Below are 15,813 nucleotides of genomic sequence, written 5' to 3'. Positions count from 1 at the left end.
TCAGCGGGGGCGGTCGGGGGTGCGCGCGGCGTGCAGGGCGCGGGCGGCGCGGGGGCCGAGCCAGCGCTTGAGCCGGCGCAGCGGTTCGAGCTGCCCCGCGGCCTTGTCGAGGCCGTAGTAGAGCTGGGGCGGGACGTGGGGCAGCAGTGGGGAGTGGCGCTGGCCGAGCAGGGCGAACATGCGGTGCGGGGGGAGGTCGATGTAGCGGGGCAGGCTCTCGTACCAGCGGGCGCTGTAGCGGGCGGCGCTCTGCGCGGACAGCAGCTCGGTGCGGCGCCGCTTCTCGTAGGCGGCGAGGGCGTCGGGCAGGGCGGGGTGCTCGCGCACGGCGGTGGCGAGGCACATGGCGTCCTCCAGGGCGAGGGTGGTGCCGGCGCCGATGGAGTAGTGGGTGGTGTGGGCGGCGTCGCCGAGCAGGACGAGGCCGTCGTGGTGCCAGGTGTGGTTGGTGAGGGTGCGGAAGTTCAGCCAGGGGACGCTCGCGCCGTCGCTGGTGCGGCCGATGAGGGGGTGGCCGTCGAGGAGTTCGGCGAAGAGCCGTTCCAGCAGGGCGAGTCCTTCGCCCTCGTCGGCGCGGTGCAGGCCGAGGCCGGTGAGGGTCTCGGGCGAGCACTCGATGACGCAGGTGCTGTGCCCGGTGTCGTACGGGTAGCCGTAGGCCCAGATCCACCCGTGCCCGGTCTCGACGAAGGCGAAGGTGAAGGCGTCGAAGACCTTGGTCGTGCCGAGCCAGAGGAAGTGGTTGCGGCCGTGGGTGACATGGGTGCCGAATTCGTCCGCGTACCTCGTGCGCAGAGCGCTGCCGACGCCGTCGGCGGCCACCACCAGGCCCGCCCCGGCCGGGAGTTCGGTGATCTCGCTCTCGAACTCCAGCCGTACGTCCAGGGTCCGGGCGCGCTCGGCGAGCAGTTCGAGGAGGCGGTGGCGGCCGATGCCGAAGCCCTGGTCCCCCGGCTGCCGGGTGCTCGAGTCCCGTACGTGGGCGACGCCTTCGTTCCAGTGGACCGAGTTCTCCGCGATGGCGTGCGCCGACTCGGGGTCGTGGGCGCGGAGCCGGTCCAGCAGCCCCTGCCAGTAGGTGACGCCCCACCCGTAGGTGGAGCCTTCGGGGGCGCGTTCATGGACGGTGATGTCGTGGGACGGGTTCTGCCGCTTGAGCAGGATGGCGAGGTACAGGCCCGCGGGCCCGCCTCCGACGCAGACGACCTTCACGCGCACACCCCTGGAAGTCACCGGACGTAGTCGTTCGGCCTCGCAGGGTAGCAGCGTCGGCGTACGACCGGGCCCGGAAGGCTCCGGCGGGGACGGTCAGCCGTTGGCGGTACGGCACTCCGGGTGGCCCCAGCCCTGCGCGTTCTTGGCGATGGACTCGCCGGCGGCGTAGGAACGGCCGCACAGGCAGCGCCCGGGGAACTTGGCCTTGATGGTCCGCGCGGAAGCAGCAGCGGACGCGGATGCCGACCCACCGGTGGCACGCCGGGGCGCCTTGCGGCGGGCCGGGGCCGGGGTGTCGGGTGAGGGCGGCGGCTCGGGCGAGCCGTGGGCGCTGCCCGCCGCCTCCTGGACGACGGCGGCCTGGCTGGCGGCGCGGTCGGCGAAGTCGTTCAGCGGGTCGCCGTCGACCTGGTGGGCGGGGACGTAACGGAACTCGACCGAGCGCCCGTCGAGCAGCGCGTCGATACGGACGACGAGTTCCTGGTTGGCGACCGGCTTGCCCGCGGAGGTCTTCCAGCCGTTGCGCTTCCAGCCGGGCAGCCAGGTGGTGACGGCCTTCATCGCGTACTGGGAGTCCATCCGGACCTCCAGCGGCACGTCGGGGTCGACGGCGGCCAGCAGCCGTTCCAGCGCGGTGAGTTCGGCGACGTTGTTGGTGGCCCGGCCGAGCGGACCCGACTCCCAGCGGGCCGGGGTCCGCTCGTCGTCGTCGGAGACCACCCACGCCCATCCGGCCGGCCCGGGGTTTCCCTTCGAAGCCCCGTCGCACGCGGCCACCACACGTTCACGCATGTGCACGATCATGCCACGGCCGCGCCGGGGCCCGGACCGGCCGGGTCAGGCGTCCTTGAAGTCGGGCATGTCTCCCTCGGTGGTGGTGACGTCGATCACCGAGAAGTTGGCACCCTGCGGGTCGGTGAGAGCGGCGAACCGGCCGAAGGGGCTGGTCATCGGGCCGAAGCGGAGCACGGCACCGCGCTCGACGGCACGGGCCACGGCCGCGTCGCAGTCCTCGACGGTGAAGTAGACGTTGACGTAGGAGGGGACCTCGGGCGGGAACTCCTCGCCCATCCGCATCCGGCCGAGCACCGGGTCGGCGCCCAGGTCGAAAAGCCGGAAGTCGACGTGCTCGTCCGCCATCTCCTTCATCCGGTACGGGAAGACGGCCGAAAGGAACGCGTCCGCCTTCTCCGGCTCGCGGGTGAACACCTCCGACCAGCAGTAGGCCCCGGGCTTGGCCACCGCCTCGAAGCCCTCGTGGGCGTCGCCCTGCCAGACGCCGAACACCGCGCCGCTGGGTTCACGGGCGAGGCTCATGGTGCCGAAGTCGCCCACCCGCATCGGCTCCATCAGCACCTCGCCGCCGTTCTCCCGGATCTTCGCGACGGTCGCGGCGGCGTCCGGCGAGGCGAAGTAGAGACACCACTGCGAGGCGCCCTCCTGGCCGGGCATGGGCGGGACGATGGCGGCGACGGCCTTGCCGTCCGCGTACGCCTGGGTGTAGTTGCCGTGCTCCGACGACGACTCGCCGAACGTCCAGCCGAGGACGTCGCCGTAGAACTGCTTGGCACCCTCCAGGTCGGTGAACATCGCATCGGCCCAGCAGGGCGTTCCTTCGGGTTGTACGGCCATGGTCGGCCCTCTCCTCTTGACGGTTCGTCCCGGAACATCACGCTAGCCACCCGGTGGGCGGGGCGCTCGGGGACGGTGTGCCGTTCGGTGGTCTCGTTTTTTCGGTCGACAGCGGGGACGCGCCGGACCTTGGATGGGGCCGGTGAGTACTCAGAAGATGCGTGCGGGTGAGATCGACATCGACGCCCGGCTGGTGCGCCGCCTGGTGGCACGGCGGTTCCCGGCGTGGGCCGCGCTGCCGGTGAGCCGGCTGAGGTCGTCCGGCACGGAGAACGCGATGTTCCGGCTGGGTCCGGACCTGGTGGTACGGCTCCCCCGGTATCCGGGCGCGGTCGCGGACGTGACGCACGAGCGGGACTGGCTGCCCCGGCTGGGCCCCGGCCTGCCGGTGGCCGTGCCGGAGCCGGTGGGGTCCGGGGAGCCGGACGGTGACTTCCCCTGGCCCTGGTCGGTCTACCGCTGGCTGGACGGCGCCAACCCGGTCGCGGGCGCCGTGGAGCAGCCGGAGCAACTGGCCAAGGAGCTGGGCGCGTTCGTGGCCGCACTGCGCCAGACCGCGACCGTGGACGCGCCCAAGGGCTACCGGGGTGGCCCGCTCACCGGCCAGGACGAGTCGACCCGTGAGGCGCTGGCCCAGCTCGCGGGCCGCGTCGACACGGCCGAGGCGGCCGCCCGGTGGGAGCGGGCGCTGACCGCCCCCGCGCACACCGGCCCGCCGGTCTGGGCGCACGGCGACCTCTCCCCCGGCAATGTTCTGGTCACCGCCGAGGGGCAGCTGAGCGCGGTGATCGACTTCGGCTGCGCCGGGGTGGGCGATCCGGCCGTGGACCTGATCGTGGCCTGGAACCTGCTGCCCGCCTCCGCCCGGTGCGTCTTCCGCGACGCGGTGGGCGCGGACGACGCCGAGTGGGCGCGCGGCCGGGGCTGGGCGCTGTCCATCGCCCTGGTCCAGCTCCCCTACTACTGGCGCACCAACCCGGTACTGGCCGAGAACGCCCGGCACACGATCGGCGAGGTGCTCGCCGAGAGCCTGTGACCGGGCGCCGGGCCCGGTCATGTGCCCGCGTACGCCGTCTCCAGGGCGGCGAGGTCGAGCTTGCCCATCTTCATCATGGCGCTGAAGGCGCGGGCGGCCTTCTGCGGGTCGGGGTCCCTGGTCATGTCGAGCAGCCGCTCGGGGCAGACCTGCCAGGAGACGCCGTACTTGTCCTTGAGCCAGCCGCAGGGGCCGCCCTCGCCGCCGTCCTCGATGAGCCGGTTCCAGTAGTGGTCGACCTCCCGCTGGTCGGCGCAGAGGATCTGGAACGAGATCGCCTCGCTGAACTTGAACTCGGGGCCGCCGTTGAGGGCGACGAACTTCTGGCCGTTGGCGGTGAACTCGACGGTGAGCACGGTTCCGGCCTCACCGGGGCCGGCCTCGCTCCAGTGGGTGACGCGGCCGACGCCGGAGTCCTTGAAGACGGACACGTAGTAGTGCGCCGCCTCCTCGGCCTGGCCGTCGAACCAGAGACATGTGGTGAAACCACCGTTGGACATGGGGCCTCCTGTGCGAATCGCCGCGCCGGTCGCGCGCTCACCTGTACCGACCGTCACCCGCCCCAGGACTCATCGGTCGTGGGCCGATAAGATCAAGCCACTCCGTCGATTTCAAGCCACCTCGAAATTCGTCTGCATGCGTCGCGTGACCGGGGGTACCCGGCCCGTGAGAGAAGACGTGCATGGGGCGGGGTTTTCCGGGTAGCCGGGGACCACGCGGCATCCATGGCCCAGGGAGACCGGGGCCGGGGGGAGCAGTCGTCGAACCGTGACTTACGTGGGAGAGGTAATGGACACCGCCGTCGGCATCCGGTCACAGGCAGAGGTCGCGGGGAAGACCGCGCAGGACAGGACGGACGAGGAGATCCTTCCTGGCATCGCGGACCCCGCATCCGTGGCCCCGCGTGACGCGCGGGCCCTGTCACGGCAGTTCTTCCGCCGCCTGGCGGAGCTGGAAGAGGGCACGCACGAATACCAGTACGCCCGCAACACCCTCATCGAGATGAACATGTCGCTGGTGCGCTTCGCCGCCGGACGTTTCCGGGGCCGCGGCGACGACATGGAGGACATCGTCCAGACCGGCATGATCGGCCTGATCAAGGCGATCGACCGGTTCGAGGTGTCGCGCGAGGTGGAGTTCACCTCCTTCGCGCTGCCGTACATCGTGGGCGAGATCAAGCGGTTCTTCCGCGACACCACCTGGGCGGTGCACGTTCCGCGCCGCCTCCAGGAGCTGCGCGTGGAGCTGGCCAAGGCCCGTGAGGAGCTGTCGAGCCGGCTGGACCGCGACCCGTCCGTGGCGGAACTGGCCACGCTCATGAACATCACCGTGGAGCAGGTCGTCGAGGGCCAGCTGGCCTCCAACGGCTACAACTCCAGCTCGCTGGACGCCGCGCTCACCGGCGACGGCCGCGAGGACGGCGAAGCGGTCCTGGCGGACTTCATCGGCGTCGAGGAGGAGGGCCTGCGGCTGGTGGAGGACTTCCACGCGCTGGCCCCGCTGATGGCCGAACTGAGCGACCGCGACCGGCAGATCATCCACATGCGGTTCGTGGAGGAGGCCACGCAGGCGGAGATCGGCGAGAAGCTCGGCTGCTCGCAGATGCACGTCTCCCGTCTGATCAAGCGCATCATCTCGCGGCTGCGTGAGGGCATGCTCGGCGAGCTGGGCTGCGCCTGAGCACGACGCGCTGACGCTCTGAGGTCGTGAGCTGAGAGGGGCGGTCCGGTCCGGCCGGGCCGCCCTTTGTCATGTCTGCTCGTCTGCTCGTCTGCTCAAGTCTCGTTCAGGCCGATTCGGAGACCGCCGGACACACGAAAGCCGGACACACGAAGACGCCGACCGGTTCGCGGTCGGCGTTCACTGGGTCCGGAGGGCTGTGGAGCGGGTTGCTCAGCCGTCCAGCCGGATGAGGGCGCGCACGCGCTTCCCCACCGGTACACGGTCCACGATGATCTCCGAGGCCACCGCGCGCACGATCTCCAGGCCGTGGTGGCCGACCCGCTCGGGGTCCTTGGGGAAGCAGCGGGGCAGCGCCACGCTGCTGTCGTACACCGACACGCTGACCGCGCTGTCGGTGCCCTCCAGCTCCAGGATGTACGGGCCGCCGCTGTGCCGGTCGGCGTTGGTGACCAGCTCGCTCACGACCAGGAGCAGGTCCCCGCCCGTCCGGCTGTCGACGGTGGCGCACCACTCGGTCCGCAGCTGCTCCAGGAAGCGCGCGGCGAAGGCCCGCGCGTCGGCGATGCATCCTGGTTCTCCGGTGTAGTGCGCCGCACGCCGAAGGGGTTCCACGGGTACGTCGAAACCAGTCGGTATCACTGCCACTGCCACGCCCAGGTGTTCGGTCATGGTGTCTCTCTCGAAGTGCCCGGTCCGGCCGGTCGCCTGTTGCCTGTGTTGCACGTACCCCGACTCGGGCCGCCCACTCCCCCCGATGCGGTCGCCCTTCACACACCTCTGCCGGGTTCGCAGCGACCGGGCCGCACCTGGGGTTTCGCGGTCAGGCGACGGGGACGACGAAGGCGGGGACGGTGCGCTGCATACGCAGGGCGTCGACCGACTCGGCGAGGAGTTCGTACTCGGTGGTGTCGTCGCTCGCGGCGATCCGCACCAGGCGCCCGCCGGCCAGTTCGTCCGCGACCAGTTCCTGCCGGGTGTCGTCGGAGCACCAGGCGCGCAGCAGGGTGGGGACGTCGGCCACGGTGTCCGCGACGGGGACGAGGGCGCCCGGCGGGATCTTCTCGCCCTCGGGGCTGGGGTCCAGGCGCTCGGCGATCCAGGAGGCGCGGTCCCGCAGCCACCACAGGGCGAGCGCGAGGGTGGGCGCGCGGTAGGTGCCGAGCGGTACGCCTACCCGCTGACCGCCGCAGATCCCGTACGCGGTGACATGGCACAGGAATTCATCGTGCACGATCACTCCCCCGTTGCCTCGCCGGTGTGCCGACCGGGCCCTCTCTTATCCGTGCGGCTCCTGTGCGGTGAAGTGCCCCTGGCATTTCGAGTATCGCCACAATGGAAACACTGTCACCATGTCTTTCCGGCCACTCTGCTGGCATATGCGATGCCCGATTCTGGCCGAATCATGTGGCGCGCGGGAGTGCCGCCCATTAGTTGGCGGATTATCGACCGTGGACGGCGCGCCAAGGCCCCTGCTCCCCAGCCCCCGCACGGGTAGAGCCCAGGGGTGAGGCTCCCCTGGGCTCTGCTCCGGGCTCCGCTTCTCCGACGTGGCAGGAATTCAGTGGCGCCCGCGCCGGAATACGCGAAGAAATTGTGAAGGCGGGAAAAACTTCCGCCTTCCGCTACCACCGTTCCGGCGAGTTCATGTCTTCACGATGGCGTCGATACGGGCCAGGTCATCCGCGTCGAATTCCAGATTCCGGATGGCGCCGACGCTGTCCGTCAGTTGCCTGGTGCTGCTCGCTCCGACAAGAGCGGAAGTCACCCGTCCGCCCCTCAGCACCCAGGCGAGGGCCATCTGGGCCAGGGTCTGGCCGCGGGAGGCGGCGATCTCGTTCAGCGCGCGCAGCCGGCCCACCAGGTCCTCGGTGACGGCGTCGGACTTGAGGAACGGGCTGTCGCTCGCGGCGCGGGAGTCCTCGGGGATGCCGTCGAGGTAGCGGCCGGTGAGCAGGCCCTGCTCCAGCGGGGAGTAGACGATGGAGCCGACCTGGAGCTCGTCCAGGGTGTCCAGCAGGCCCTGGTCCTCCGGGCGCCGGTCCAGGATGGAGTAGCGCGGCTGGTGGATGAGGAGCGGGGTGCCCAGCTCGCCCAGGATGCGCGCGGCCTCGCGGGTCTGCTCCGCCGAGTAGTTGGAGACGCCGACGTAGAGCGCCTTGCCCTGCTGGACCGCCGAGTGCAGCGCGCCCATGGTCTCCTCGAGCGGGGTGTCGGGGTCGAAGCGGTGCGAGTAGAAGATGTCGACGTACTCCAGGCCCATCCGCGTCAGGCTCTGGTCGAGCGAGGACAGCACGGACTTGCGCGAGCCCCATTCCCCGTACGGGCCGGGCCACATCAGATAGCCGGCCTTGGTGGAGATGACCAACTCGTCGCGGTACGGCGTGAAGTCGGCCTTCAGAGCCTCGCCGAGCGCGGACTCGGCGGCGCCGGGCGGGGGGCCGTAGTTGTTGGCCAGGTCGAAGTGGGTGATCCCAAGGTCGAAGGCGCGGCGCAGGATCGCGCGCTGGGTCTCCACCGGCCGGTCGGGGCCGAAGTTGTGCCACAGGCCGAGCGACAGCGCGGGGAGCTTCAGTCCGCTGCGTCCGGAGCGCCGGTAGGGCAGGTCGGCGTAGCGGTCGGGGTGGGCGGTGTACAACGCGACTCCATAAGGGGTTGGCACACGGTCTTCCCGGCGCCGGACACCTGGGCGTCCGGCAGCCTCCCCCACTCTTCACCGGAGCGCGGTCAGCGGTCCAACAGAAGAATCCGATGGATTTCAGCGGCTAGGCTTCTCAATCATGGAACTGCGTCATCTCCAGCACTTCGTCGCGGTCGCCGAGGACCAGCACTTCACCCGTGCCGCCGAGCGCCTGATGGTGTCCCAGTCGGGGCTCTCCGCGTCGATCCGCGCCCTGGAGCGGGAGCTGCGGGCGCCGCTGTTCGTGCGCACCACCCGCCGGGTGACGCTGACGGAGGCCGGGCGGGCGCTGCTGGTGGAGGCCGAGCGCATCCTCGCCCAGGTGCGTTCGGCGCACGAGGCGGTGGCGGCGGTGCAGGGCGTGCTGCGCGGCACGCTGGCGCTGGGCGCCGAGCAGTGTATCGCCGGGGTGCATGTGGCGGGGCTGCTGGCCGCCTTCCGGCGGGAGCACCCGGACGTGGAGATCCGGCTGCGGCAGAGCGGTTCGGGGGCGCTGGCCGAGGGGGTGTCGACGGGCCGCCTGGACCTCGCCTTCGCCTACCGCACCCCGGCCGACGGTGACCATCTGCGCTCGGTGCCGCTGACCAGCGAGCCGATGACCGTGCTGTGCCATCCGGAGCACCGGCTCGCCGCGCTCGGCGCGGTGCCGGACCCCGACGACCTGGCCGGTGAGGTGTTCGTGGACTTCCATCCGGACTGGGGGCCGCGCCGGGCCACGGACGCCGCGTTCGCCGCGGCCGGGGTGCGCCGTACGGTCGCGCTGGAGGTCAACGACGTGCACAGCCTGCTGGACCTGGTGGACGAGAACCTCGGCATCGCGGTGGTCCCCCGGCACTTCCGGCACAAGCGGACCTCGCTCACCGCGCTCCCGTTCAAGGGCGTGGACGAGGCCGCGTACGAGACGGTGGCCCTGCTGCCGCCGGAGCGGGCCACCAGCCCGGCCGCCCGCGCGCTGATCGCCCTGCTCGGCAGCCCGGACGCGGAGCCCGGCGAACCCGGCTGACGCCACGCCCTCGCGCCAGGCGCGGGGATGCGCGAGGGTGGGAGCATGTACGCGAAGGAGATCCTCATCGAGGGCTACGACCGTATCCGGGAAGAAGTCCACACCGTGCTCGACGGCCTCGGCGCGGACGACCTGGACCACTCCCCCGCGCCCGGCGCCAACTCCATCGCCTGGCTGCTGTGGCATCTCAGCCGGGTGCAGGACGACCACATCGCCGACGCCTTCGGGCTGGACCAGGTGTGGCTGTCGCTGGACTGGGCCGAGCGCTTCGACCTGGACCTGCCGCACCACGACACCGGTTACGGCCACAGCCCCGAGCAGGCCGCGAAGGTGCGGGTCCCCTCGACCGTGCTGCTGGCCGGGTACTACGACGCGGTGCACGACCAGACCCTCGGCGTGCTGCGCACCCTGGCCGCCAAGGATCTGGAGCGCGTCGTGGACGAGCGCTGGGAGCCGCCGGTCACCCTGGGCGTGCGGCTGGTGAGCGTCCTGTCCGACGATCTCCAGCACGTCGGACAGGCCGCCTACGTCAAGGGGCTGCTTCAGAGCGCCGCGGCGTAACCCGGCAGGACGACGTCCTCGATGAGCGCCTTGCGCTCGTCGAACGGGATGAAGGCGCTCTTGACCGCGTTCACGGTGACCGTGCGCAGGTCCTCCGCCGTCCAGCCGGCCTCCTCGACCAGCAGCGCCATCTCGCGGGTCATGGTGGTGCCGGAGACCAGGCGGTTGTCGGTGTTGAGGGTGACGCGGAAGCCGAGGTCCTTCAGGGCGGTGATGGGGTGCTCGGCGATGGAGGTGGCGCAGCCGGTCTGGAGGTTGGAGGTCGGGCACATCTCCAGTGCGATCCGGCGGTCGCGGACCCAGCCGGCCAGGCGGCCGAGCTTGCCGTCCACGATGTCCTCGGTGATGCGGACGCCGTGGCCGAGGCGCTGGGCGCCGCACACCTGGACGGCCTGGTGGATGCTGGGCAGGCCGTACGCCTCGCCCGCGTGGATGGTGAACGGCACGCTCTCGGCGCGCAGCCGCTCGAAGGCGGCCAGGTGGTCGGCGGGCGGGAAGCCGTCCTCGGCGCCGGCTATGTCGAAGCCGACGACCCCGGCGTCACGGTAGGCGACGGCCAGTTCGGCGGCCTCGCCGACCCGGTCGAACATCCGCATGCCGCACAGCAGGGTGCCGACGCGTACGGGCGTCCCGGCGGCGGCCGCCTTGGCCATACCGGCGGCGAGACCCTCCTGCACGGTCTCCACGACCTCGGGCAGCGTCAGGCCGCCGCGCGTGTTCAGCTCGGGGGCGTAGCGCACCTCGGCATAGACGACGCCGTCGGCGGCGAGGTCGAGGACGTACTCCTCGGCGACGCGCAGCAGGCCCTCGCGGGTCTGCATCACGGCGAGGGTGTGCTCGAAGGTGCCTATGTAGCGGACCAGGTCGCCGGAGCCAGCGGCCTCGACGTACCAGGCGGCCAGCTCGTCGGGGTCGGTGGTGGGCAGGGTGTGGCCGACCGCGGCCGCGAGTTCGATGACGGTGGCGGGGCGCAGGCCGCCGTCGAGGTGGTCGTGCAGGACGGCCTTGGGGAGCCGGCGGAGGGTCTCGGTATCGATGCGGGGCGCGGTCATGGCGTGCTTCCTCGGCGGGTCGTGCGGATGGGGGTTCAGGCGGCGGGCTGGAGGAGGTCCCAGCGGTTGCCGTAGAGGTCCTGGAAGACGACGACCGTGCCGTACGGCTCGTGGCGGGGGTCCTCCAGGAAGGTCACCCCGTGGGCGGTCATGCGGGCGTGGTCGCGGGCGAAGTCGTCGGTGTGCAGGAAGAAGCCGACGCGGCCGCCGGTCTGGTCGCCGACGCGGGCACGCTGGTCGTCGTTCTTCCCGCGGGCGAGCAGCAGCCCGGTGCCGGCGCCCGCTTCGGTGCCGGGCTCCACGACGACCCAGCGTGAGCCGTCCGGGCGGGGCTCGTCCTCCGCCAGCCGGAATCCGAGGGCCTCGGTGTAGAAGCGGATGGCGTCGTCGTAGTCGTCCACGACGAGGGTGACCAGGGCAACGCGGCGCATCGGGGCCTTCCGGTGGGGGTGGTTAGCGGGAGAGGTTATACGTAAAACTACCGGGACGCCAGTCATCTCTTTCGGGGCGCCCGACGGGGTGCTCGGCTACTCGTGGAAGGCGTCCAGGCGGCCCAGTTCGTCGTCGGTGAGCTTCAGGGCGCCCGCCGCGATGTTCTCCGTGAGATGGGCGGGGTCACCCGTGCCGGGGATGGCGAGGACGTGCGGGCCCTGGTGGAGGGTCCAGGCGATCCGGACCTGGGTGGGGCTGGCGCCGTGCGCGCGGGCGATCTCCGCGACGGCGGTGTCCGCGTCGGCCGCGCGCCGCTCGTGCGCGCCGCGTTCTGCGGTCTCCCCGGATACGGCGTAGTACGGGACGAAGGCGATGCCGCGCTCGCCGCACAGCCCCAGCAGCTCGGCCGCCTCGGGGTCGGGGGTGTCGAGCCCGTACCGGTTCTGCACGGCGACCACCGGTGCGATGGCCAGGGCCTCGGTGAGGTGCCGGGGTTCGACGGCCGAGATGCCGAGGTGCCGGACGAGGCCCGCCTGCTGCAACTCCGCGAGGGCGCCGAAGTGTTCGGCGATGGAGTCCTGGCGCATACGGCGCAGGTACACGAGATCGAGGTGGTCGCGGCCGAGCTGGCGGAGGTTCTCCTCGACGTGGCCGCGCAGTTGGTCGGGGCGGGCGGCGGTGCCCCAGGAGCCGTCCTGCTCGCGGAAGGGGCCGACCTTGGTGGCGATGACCAGGTCGTCCGGGTAGGGGGCGAGGGCGGTGTTGACGAGTTCGTTGGCGGAGCGCAGGGCGGAGAAGTAGAAGGCGGCGGTGTCGATGTGGTTCACCCCGAGTTCCACGGCCCGGCGCAGGACGGCGAGCGAGCGGGCCCGGTCGCTGGGGGTGCCCAGGTGGAAGGCGGCGTTGCCGGTCAGCCGCATCGCGCCGAGGCCGACGCGGTGGACGGCGAGGTCGCCGAGTATGACGGTGCCGGCGTCCGCCGCGGTGATCGTTTCGGTGGTCATCGGCGGAGTGTGCCACAGGTGGCGGGCGGGGCGGCCGGGGTAGGAATGCGCGCATGACGATCACCGATCACCCGCTCGTCGCCCGCGCCCGCCTGCTCGCCGCGGAGGTGCTGGAGCCCGAGGCGGAGCGGGTGGACCAGGAGGGCGTGCCCGCGAGCCACATCGAGGCCGTGAAGCGGTCCGGGCTGCTGGGCCTGACCGCCCCGGCCGGGTACGGCGGCGCGGCGGCCCCGCCCGCCGTGGTGCGCGAGGTCTCCGAGATCCTGGCCGGCGCGTGCGGCTCGACCTGGTTCGTCCAGTCGCAGCACCACACACCGGTCCAGGTTCTCACCCGGGGCGAACCGGACGCCCGCGACCGCCTGTTGGGCCCGCTGGCGCGCGGCGAGCTGCTGTCCGGAGTGGCATACGCCCAACTGCGCGCCCACCCCGAGGCCCCGGTGCGGGCTCACCACGACGGCACGGGCTGGCGCTTCGACGGAAGGGTGCCGTGGTACACCGGCTGGGGTCTGAACGACGTACTCCTCCTGGCCGGCCTGACCGACGACGACGAGGCGGTCTTCGCCTTCGTGGAAGCCCGCGAACAACAGGGTCTACGCCCCTCCGGCCCCCTCCGCCTGGCCGCCCTGACCGGGGCGAGCACGGTGTCCCTGGAGCTGGACCGCCTGCGAGTACCCGACGACTCGCTGGCCCTGCGCATCCCGTACGCGGACTGGGCCCCCACCGACCGGGCCAAGACCCTGAACACCAACCCGGCGGTCTTCGGCATCGCCGCGGCGGCACTCTCCCTGCTGGACGATGACACGGCAGCCCCGCTGCGGACCCGCCTCACGGACATCCGCACCCGCGCCTACGCCCTGGCCGACCACCCGTCCCCGCTGGAGCGAGTGGAGGAACGCCTGGCGGTACGAGCGGAGGCATACGCGGCCCTGACCACAGCCACCACGGCAGCGGTGGCAGCAGGGGGCGGCCGATCGATGTCCCTCACCTCCCGGGCCCAACGCCTCGCCCGCGAGGGGATGTTCCTCCTCATCCAGGGCCAGACGGCGGAGACCCGGAGGGCACATCTGGAGGCACTCGCCCGGTGACGCGGTCCGGCGATGGCGCAGTTCGACCCTGAGGGTGAACCGGGACCCGCCCGACCGGCGGCGCGCCAGGGCGCGTATCGAGTCGTGATCAGTCCGTACCCCGAGCGGCACCGGCAGCAGTTCGAGGCCCTGCCGGAGGGCATGATCGCGGAAGCGGCAAAGCGCCTCTGGGATGCACTTGGGCGAGGACGTCATCACTCAGGCCCTTGTACGCACCGAGGGACAGAGCAATGCCCGTGCAAACACAGGGAGTTGAGGGATCGCACAACAGACCCCCGGAACGCAACCCGAGCTCGGCCCGGAGTCGGCCCGGAGTCGGCCCGGAGTCGGCCCGGAGTCGGCCCGGAGTCGGCCCGAACTCAGGCAGTCCCCGGTATCACAAGCCCCGACTCGTACGCCACGATCACCAGCTGTGCCCGGTCCCGCGCCCCCAACTTGCCCATCATCCGGCTGACATGGGTCTTGGCGGTCAGCGGGCTGAGTCCCAACGCATCGGCGATCTCGGAGTTGTTGAGACCGCGCGCGACCAGCGCGAGCACCTGCCGTTCCCGTTCGGACAGCCCGCTCGGCCCGCCCACTGCGGATGTCGTCACGGTGTTCGGCGCGCGCAGAAAGCGGGCGATCAGCCGCGAGGTGGGACCGGGCGAGAGGAGGGACTCCCCCGCGGCCACCGTCCGGATGGCGTCGAGGAGTTCGGCCGGCCTGATGTCCTTCACGAGGAAGCCGGACGCCCCGGCCCGCAGTGCCTCGACGATGTGCTCGTCGGTCTCGTACGTCGTCAGGACGAGCACCTTCACCCCCGCGAGATCCTCGTCGGCGGCGATGAGCCGGGTCGCCTCGATCCCGTCGAGGTCGGGCATGCGGATGTCCATCACGATGAGATCGGCCCGCGTCGACCGGGCCAGCGCCACGGCCTCCCGCCCGGTGCCCGCCTCGGCGACGACCTCCATGTCCCCGGCCGACGAGACGAGCATCGCGAAGGAGGCCCGTACGAGGTTCTGGTCGTCGGCCAGCAGTACGCGGATGGTCATCGGACCTCGTCCTCCCGGGACAGCGGCAGTGTGGCGGTCACCTCGAAGCCCCCAGCGGGCCCCGGACCGGCGTCCAGTGTCCCGCCCACGCTACGGGCCCGCTCCCGCATTCCGACGAGCCCGAACCCCGGCCTGCCGTCGGACGGGCCCACCCCGCCGCCCGAGCCGGCGTTCCCGCCCGTCCCGTCGTCCCTGACACTCACCCGCAGTGCGCCGTCCGCGGTCCACAGACCCACCCGCACGGTGAGGTCCTCGCGGCCACCGTGACGTACGGCGTTGGTGAGCGCCTCCTGCACGATCCGGTACGCGGCGGCGCCTATGGAGGGCGGGATGCCGTCCGCGCGGACGGACAGTTCGACCTTGGCCCCGGCCACCCGGCCGGTCTCCGCGAGACCGGCCAGTCCGTCGATCCCGGGCAGCGGCCCCCGCATGTCCTCGGCCCCAAAAACAGAACCGGACACGGAACCGGCCCCCGCTCCCGGATCCGCGCCCACTCCCACGACCGTGTCTTGCGCCCGCAGCACCTCCAGCGTCGTGCGCAGTTCCCCCCGGGCGGTCCGGCAGGTCCCCGCGATGTCGTCCAGTGCCTGGGCGACGGCCTTGCGGTCGAGGCGATCGGGGTCGGCGGTGAGGACGTGGGCCGCCACGGACGTCTGCACGCCGATGAGCGTGATGCTGTGGGCGAGCAGGTCGTGCAGGTCACGGGCGATCCGCAGCCGTTCCTCGGCGACGCGGCGCCTGGCCTCCTCCTCCCGGGTGCGTTCGGCCCGTTCGGCCCGCTCGACGATGGAGGCGACGAACCAGCGGTAGTAGCGGACGTCGATACCGATGAACAGGACCGCGATGATCCAGCCGGAGATCTCCAGGGACTCCGGCGCCCCCTTCGGGTTGGTGAGGCCGTCGCTGATCACTGTCGGGCCGAGGACGGCGACACCGGTGATCAGCGTGCGGCGTACGGTGCCGGTCGCCGCGACGGTGTAGAGCGCCAGGATGGTCGCGGGGATGGGCAGGGCGGGGTTGTAGTCGAGGGCGTAGTACGGAGCCACGCAGGCCACCACCCCGAGCAGGGCCACCACCGGACGGCGGCGCCGCCATACGAGGGGCACATGCCCGGCGAGCAGCAGCGTCCAGCCGAGATGGTCGGGCGGGATCCCTTCGCCGCCCGTCAGGGCGATGGCTACGGCGAGCACGGCGACGCCCAGCGCGAGGACCGCGTCGTTGCGGGTGCGGTGTGGTGCGGTCAGCGGTTCGCGGTTGATGGCGGACATGATGTGCTCGACGCGACGGGACCGCCCGCCGCCACCGGCCGTCGTCTCCGCCGCCGACCGGTCGCGTGCGACAGTGGTCGTTCCCCGTTCTTCCACGGCTCCATCTTCCGGTACTCGTGCGGGAACCCGGGCGC

General features: G+C 71.7%; 17 protein-coding genes. 5 read left to right on the top strand and 12 right to left on the bottom strand.

Annotated features, from left to right (window positions below; translation table 11 throughout):
- The 3 genes from ACIGA3_RS15890 to ACIGA3_RS15880 form a co-directional block, all read right to left on the bottom strand.
- A complete protein-coding gene (locus ACIGA3_RS15890) occupies nt 1-1,212 on the bottom strand; it encodes an FAD-dependent monooxygenase (protein ID WP_399715270.1) in 1,212 nt (403 codons plus the stop codon).
- Between the two features lie 96 nt (nt 1,213-1,308).
- The gene (locus ACIGA3_RS15885; RefSeq protein WP_399715268.1) at nt 1,309-2,019 is read right to left on the bottom strand and encodes a ribonuclease H; all 711 of its coding nucleotides are present in this window, start codon (nt 2,017-2,019) and stop codon (nt 1,309-1,311) included.
- Between the two features lie 33 nt (nt 2,020-2,052).
- Entirely contained in the window at nt 2,053-2,847 is a 795-nt protein-coding gene (locus ACIGA3_RS15880) for a VOC family protein (protein ID WP_399715266.1), read from the bottom strand.
- A 133-nt stretch (nt 2,848-2,980) separates the two neighbouring features.
- Here ACIGA3_RS15880 and ACIGA3_RS15875 point away from each other — a divergent pair, with 133 nt between their 5' ends.
- Nucleotides 2,981-3,883: an aminoglycoside phosphotransferase family protein gene (locus tag ACIGA3_RS15875; protein WP_399715264.1), complete on the top strand. Its 903-nt coding sequence runs from the start codon at nt 2,981-2,983 to the stop codon at nt 3,881-3,883.
- A gap of 17 nt (nt 3,884-3,900) precedes the next feature.
- Here ACIGA3_RS15875 and ACIGA3_RS15870 read toward each other — a convergent pair whose 3' ends face one another.
- A complete protein-coding gene (locus ACIGA3_RS15870) occupies nt 3,901-4,383 on the bottom strand; it encodes a VOC family protein (protein WP_399715261.1) in 483 nt (160 codons plus the stop codon).
- A 289-nt stretch (nt 4,384-4,672) separates the two neighbouring features.
- On the opposite strand from ACIGA3_RS15870, the gene ACIGA3_RS15865 reads away from it, so the two are divergent.
- The gene (locus tag ACIGA3_RS15865) at nt 4,673-5,563 is read left to right on the top strand and encodes an RNA polymerase sigma factor SigF (RefSeq protein WP_399715259.1); all 891 of its coding nucleotides are present in this window, start codon (nt 4,673-4,675) and stop codon (nt 5,561-5,563) included.
- Nucleotides 5,564-5,776: 213 nt separating this feature from the next.
- Here the strand turns inward: ACIGA3_RS15865 and ACIGA3_RS15860 are convergent, their stop codons facing one another.
- From ACIGA3_RS15860 to mgrA, 3 genes are all read right to left on the bottom strand, one after another.
- Nucleotides 5,777-6,235, bottom strand: coding sequence for an ATP-binding protein (locus ACIGA3_RS15860; RefSeq protein WP_399715257.1), 459 nt, complete (start codon nt 6,233-6,235; stop codon nt 5,777-5,779).
- 151 nt (nt 6,236-6,386) lie between these two features.
- The gene (locus ACIGA3_RS15855) at nt 6,387-6,797 is read right to left on the bottom strand and encodes a hypothetical protein (protein WP_399715254.1); all 411 of its coding nucleotides are present in this window, start codon (nt 6,795-6,797) and stop codon (nt 6,387-6,389) included.
- 411 nt (nt 6,798-7,208) lie between these two features.
- Complete coding sequence (gene mgrA, locus ACIGA3_RS15850) at nt 7,209-8,201, bottom strand: L-glyceraldehyde 3-phosphate reductase (RefSeq protein ID WP_399715252.1); 993 nt, start codon at nt 8,199-8,201, stop codon at nt 7,209-7,211.
- A gap of 142 nt (nt 8,202-8,343) precedes the next feature.
- On the opposite strand from mgrA, the gene ACIGA3_RS15845 reads away from it, so the two are divergent.
- Complete coding sequence (locus ACIGA3_RS15845) at nt 8,344-9,246, top strand: LysR family transcriptional regulator (RefSeq protein ID WP_399715249.1); 903 nt, start codon at nt 8,344-8,346, stop codon at nt 9,244-9,246.
- Between the two features lie 45 nt (nt 9,247-9,291).
- Nucleotides 9,292-9,807 carry a DinB family protein gene (locus ACIGA3_RS15840; protein WP_399715247.1) on the top strand — a complete coding sequence of 172 codons (516 nt, stop codon included), beginning with the start codon at nt 9,292-9,294 and terminating at the stop codon, nt 9,805-9,807.
- On the opposite strand, the gene ACIGA3_RS15835 is transcribed toward ACIGA3_RS15840, so the two are convergent.
- The 3 genes from ACIGA3_RS15835 to ACIGA3_RS15825 all read right to left on the bottom strand — a co-directional run bounded on the left by ACIGA3_RS15835 (nt 9,789) and on the right by ACIGA3_RS15825 (nt 12,295).
- Nucleotides 9,789-10,859 (bottom strand): adenosine deaminase, encoded by a 1,071-nt coding sequence (locus ACIGA3_RS15835; protein ID WP_399715244.1) that lies wholly within the window; start codon nt 10,857-10,859, stop codon nt 9,789-9,791. The two genes, ACIGA3_RS15840 and ACIGA3_RS15835, sit on opposite strands and share 19 nt — an antisense overlap.
- 35 nt (nt 10,860-10,894) lie before the next feature.
- Complete coding sequence (locus ACIGA3_RS15830; protein ID WP_399715242.1) at nt 10,895-11,290, bottom strand: VOC family protein; 396 nt, start codon at nt 11,288-11,290, stop codon at nt 10,895-10,897.
- Between the two features lie 96 nt (nt 11,291-11,386).
- Nucleotides 11,387-12,295, bottom strand: a complete 909-nt coding sequence (locus tag ACIGA3_RS15825) for an aldo/keto reductase (RefSeq protein WP_399715240.1) — start codon at nt 12,293-12,295, stop codon at nt 11,387-11,389.
- A 53-nt stretch (nt 12,296-12,348) separates the two neighbouring features.
- Here ACIGA3_RS15825 and ACIGA3_RS15820 point away from each other — a divergent pair, with 53 nt between their 5' ends.
- Nucleotides 12,349-13,380: an acyl-CoA dehydrogenase family protein gene (locus ACIGA3_RS15820; RefSeq protein WP_399715237.1), complete on the top strand. Its 1,032-nt coding sequence runs from the start codon at nt 12,349-12,351 to the stop codon at nt 13,378-13,380.
- Between the two features lie 359 nt (nt 13,381-13,739).
- On the opposite strand, the gene ACIGA3_RS15815 is transcribed toward ACIGA3_RS15820, so the two are convergent.
- Nucleotides 13,740-14,411 (bottom strand): response regulator, encoded by a 672-nt coding sequence (locus ACIGA3_RS15815; RefSeq protein ID WP_399715234.1) that lies wholly within the window; start codon nt 14,409-14,411, stop codon nt 13,740-13,742.
- The gene (locus tag ACIGA3_RS15810; RefSeq protein WP_399715231.1) at nt 14,408-15,775 is read right to left on the bottom strand and encodes a sensor histidine kinase; all 1,368 of its coding nucleotides are present in this window, start codon (nt 15,773-15,775) and stop codon (nt 14,408-14,410) included. Before ACIGA3_RS15810 ends, ACIGA3_RS15815 begins: the two co-directional genes overlap by 4 nt.
- Nucleotides 15,776-15,813: the final 38 nt, after the last annotated feature.

It is taken from the genome of Streptomyces sp. NPDC085596 (assembly GCF_044541565.1).
In the GTDB taxonomy this organism is placed as follows: domain Bacteria; phylum Actinomycetota; class Actinomycetes; order Streptomycetales; family Streptomycetaceae; genus Streptomyces.
This window is presented reverse-complemented; position numbering and strand designations above follow the sequence as displayed.

What these genes read in the sequence shown, in the direction of transcription:
- ACIGA3_RS15845 (WP_399715249.1), top strand. Translation starts at nt 8,344, where the DNA reads ATGGAACTGCGTCATCTCCAGCACTTCGTCGCGGTCGCCGAGGACCAG.
- ACIGA3_RS15835 (WP_399715244.1), bottom strand. Translation starts at nt 10,859, where the DNA reads ATGACCGCGCCCCGCATCGATACCGAGACCCTCCGCCGGCTCCCCAAG.
- ACIGA3_RS15880 (WP_399715266.1), bottom strand. Translation starts at nt 2,847, where the DNA reads ATGGCCGTACAACCCGAAGGAACGCCCTGCTGGGCCGATGCGATGTTC.
- ACIGA3_RS15885 (WP_399715268.1), bottom strand. Translation starts at nt 2,019, where the DNA reads ATGATCGTGCACATGCGTGAACGTGTGGTGGCCGCGTGCGACGGGGCT.
- ACIGA3_RS15865 (WP_399715259.1), top strand. Translation starts at nt 4,673, where the DNA reads ATGGACACCGCCGTCGGCATCCGGTCACAGGCAGAGGTCGCGGGGAAG.
- ACIGA3_RS15815 (WP_399715234.1), bottom strand. Translation starts at nt 14,411, where the DNA reads ATGACCATCCGCGTACTGCTGGCCGACGACCAGAACCTCGTACGGGCC.
- ACIGA3_RS15875 (WP_399715264.1), top strand. Translation starts at nt 2,981, where the DNA reads ATGGGGCCGGTGAGTACTCAGAAGATGCGTGCGGGTGAGATCGACATC.
- ACIGA3_RS15830 (WP_399715242.1), bottom strand. Translation starts at nt 11,290, where the DNA reads ATGCGCCGCGTTGCCCTGGTCACCCTCGTCGTGGACGACTACGACGAC.
- ACIGA3_RS15870 (WP_399715261.1), bottom strand. Translation starts at nt 4,383, where the DNA reads ATGTCCAACGGTGGTTTCACCACATGTCTCTGGTTCGACGGCCAGGCC.
- ACIGA3_RS15820 (WP_399715237.1), top strand. Translation starts at nt 12,349, where the DNA reads ATGACGATCACCGATCACCCGCTCGTCGCCCGCGCCCGCCTGCTCGCC.
- ACIGA3_RS15825 (WP_399715240.1), bottom strand. Translation starts at nt 12,295, where the DNA reads ATGACCACCGAAACGATCACCGCGGCGGACGCCGGCACCGTCATACTC.
- ACIGA3_RS15840 (WP_399715247.1), top strand. Translation starts at nt 9,292, where the DNA reads ATGTACGCGAAGGAGATCCTCATCGAGGGCTACGACCGTATCCGGGAA.
- ACIGA3_RS15860 (WP_399715257.1), bottom strand. Translation starts at nt 6,235, where the DNA reads ATGACCGAACACCTGGGCGTGGCAGTGGCAGTGATACCGACTGGTTTC.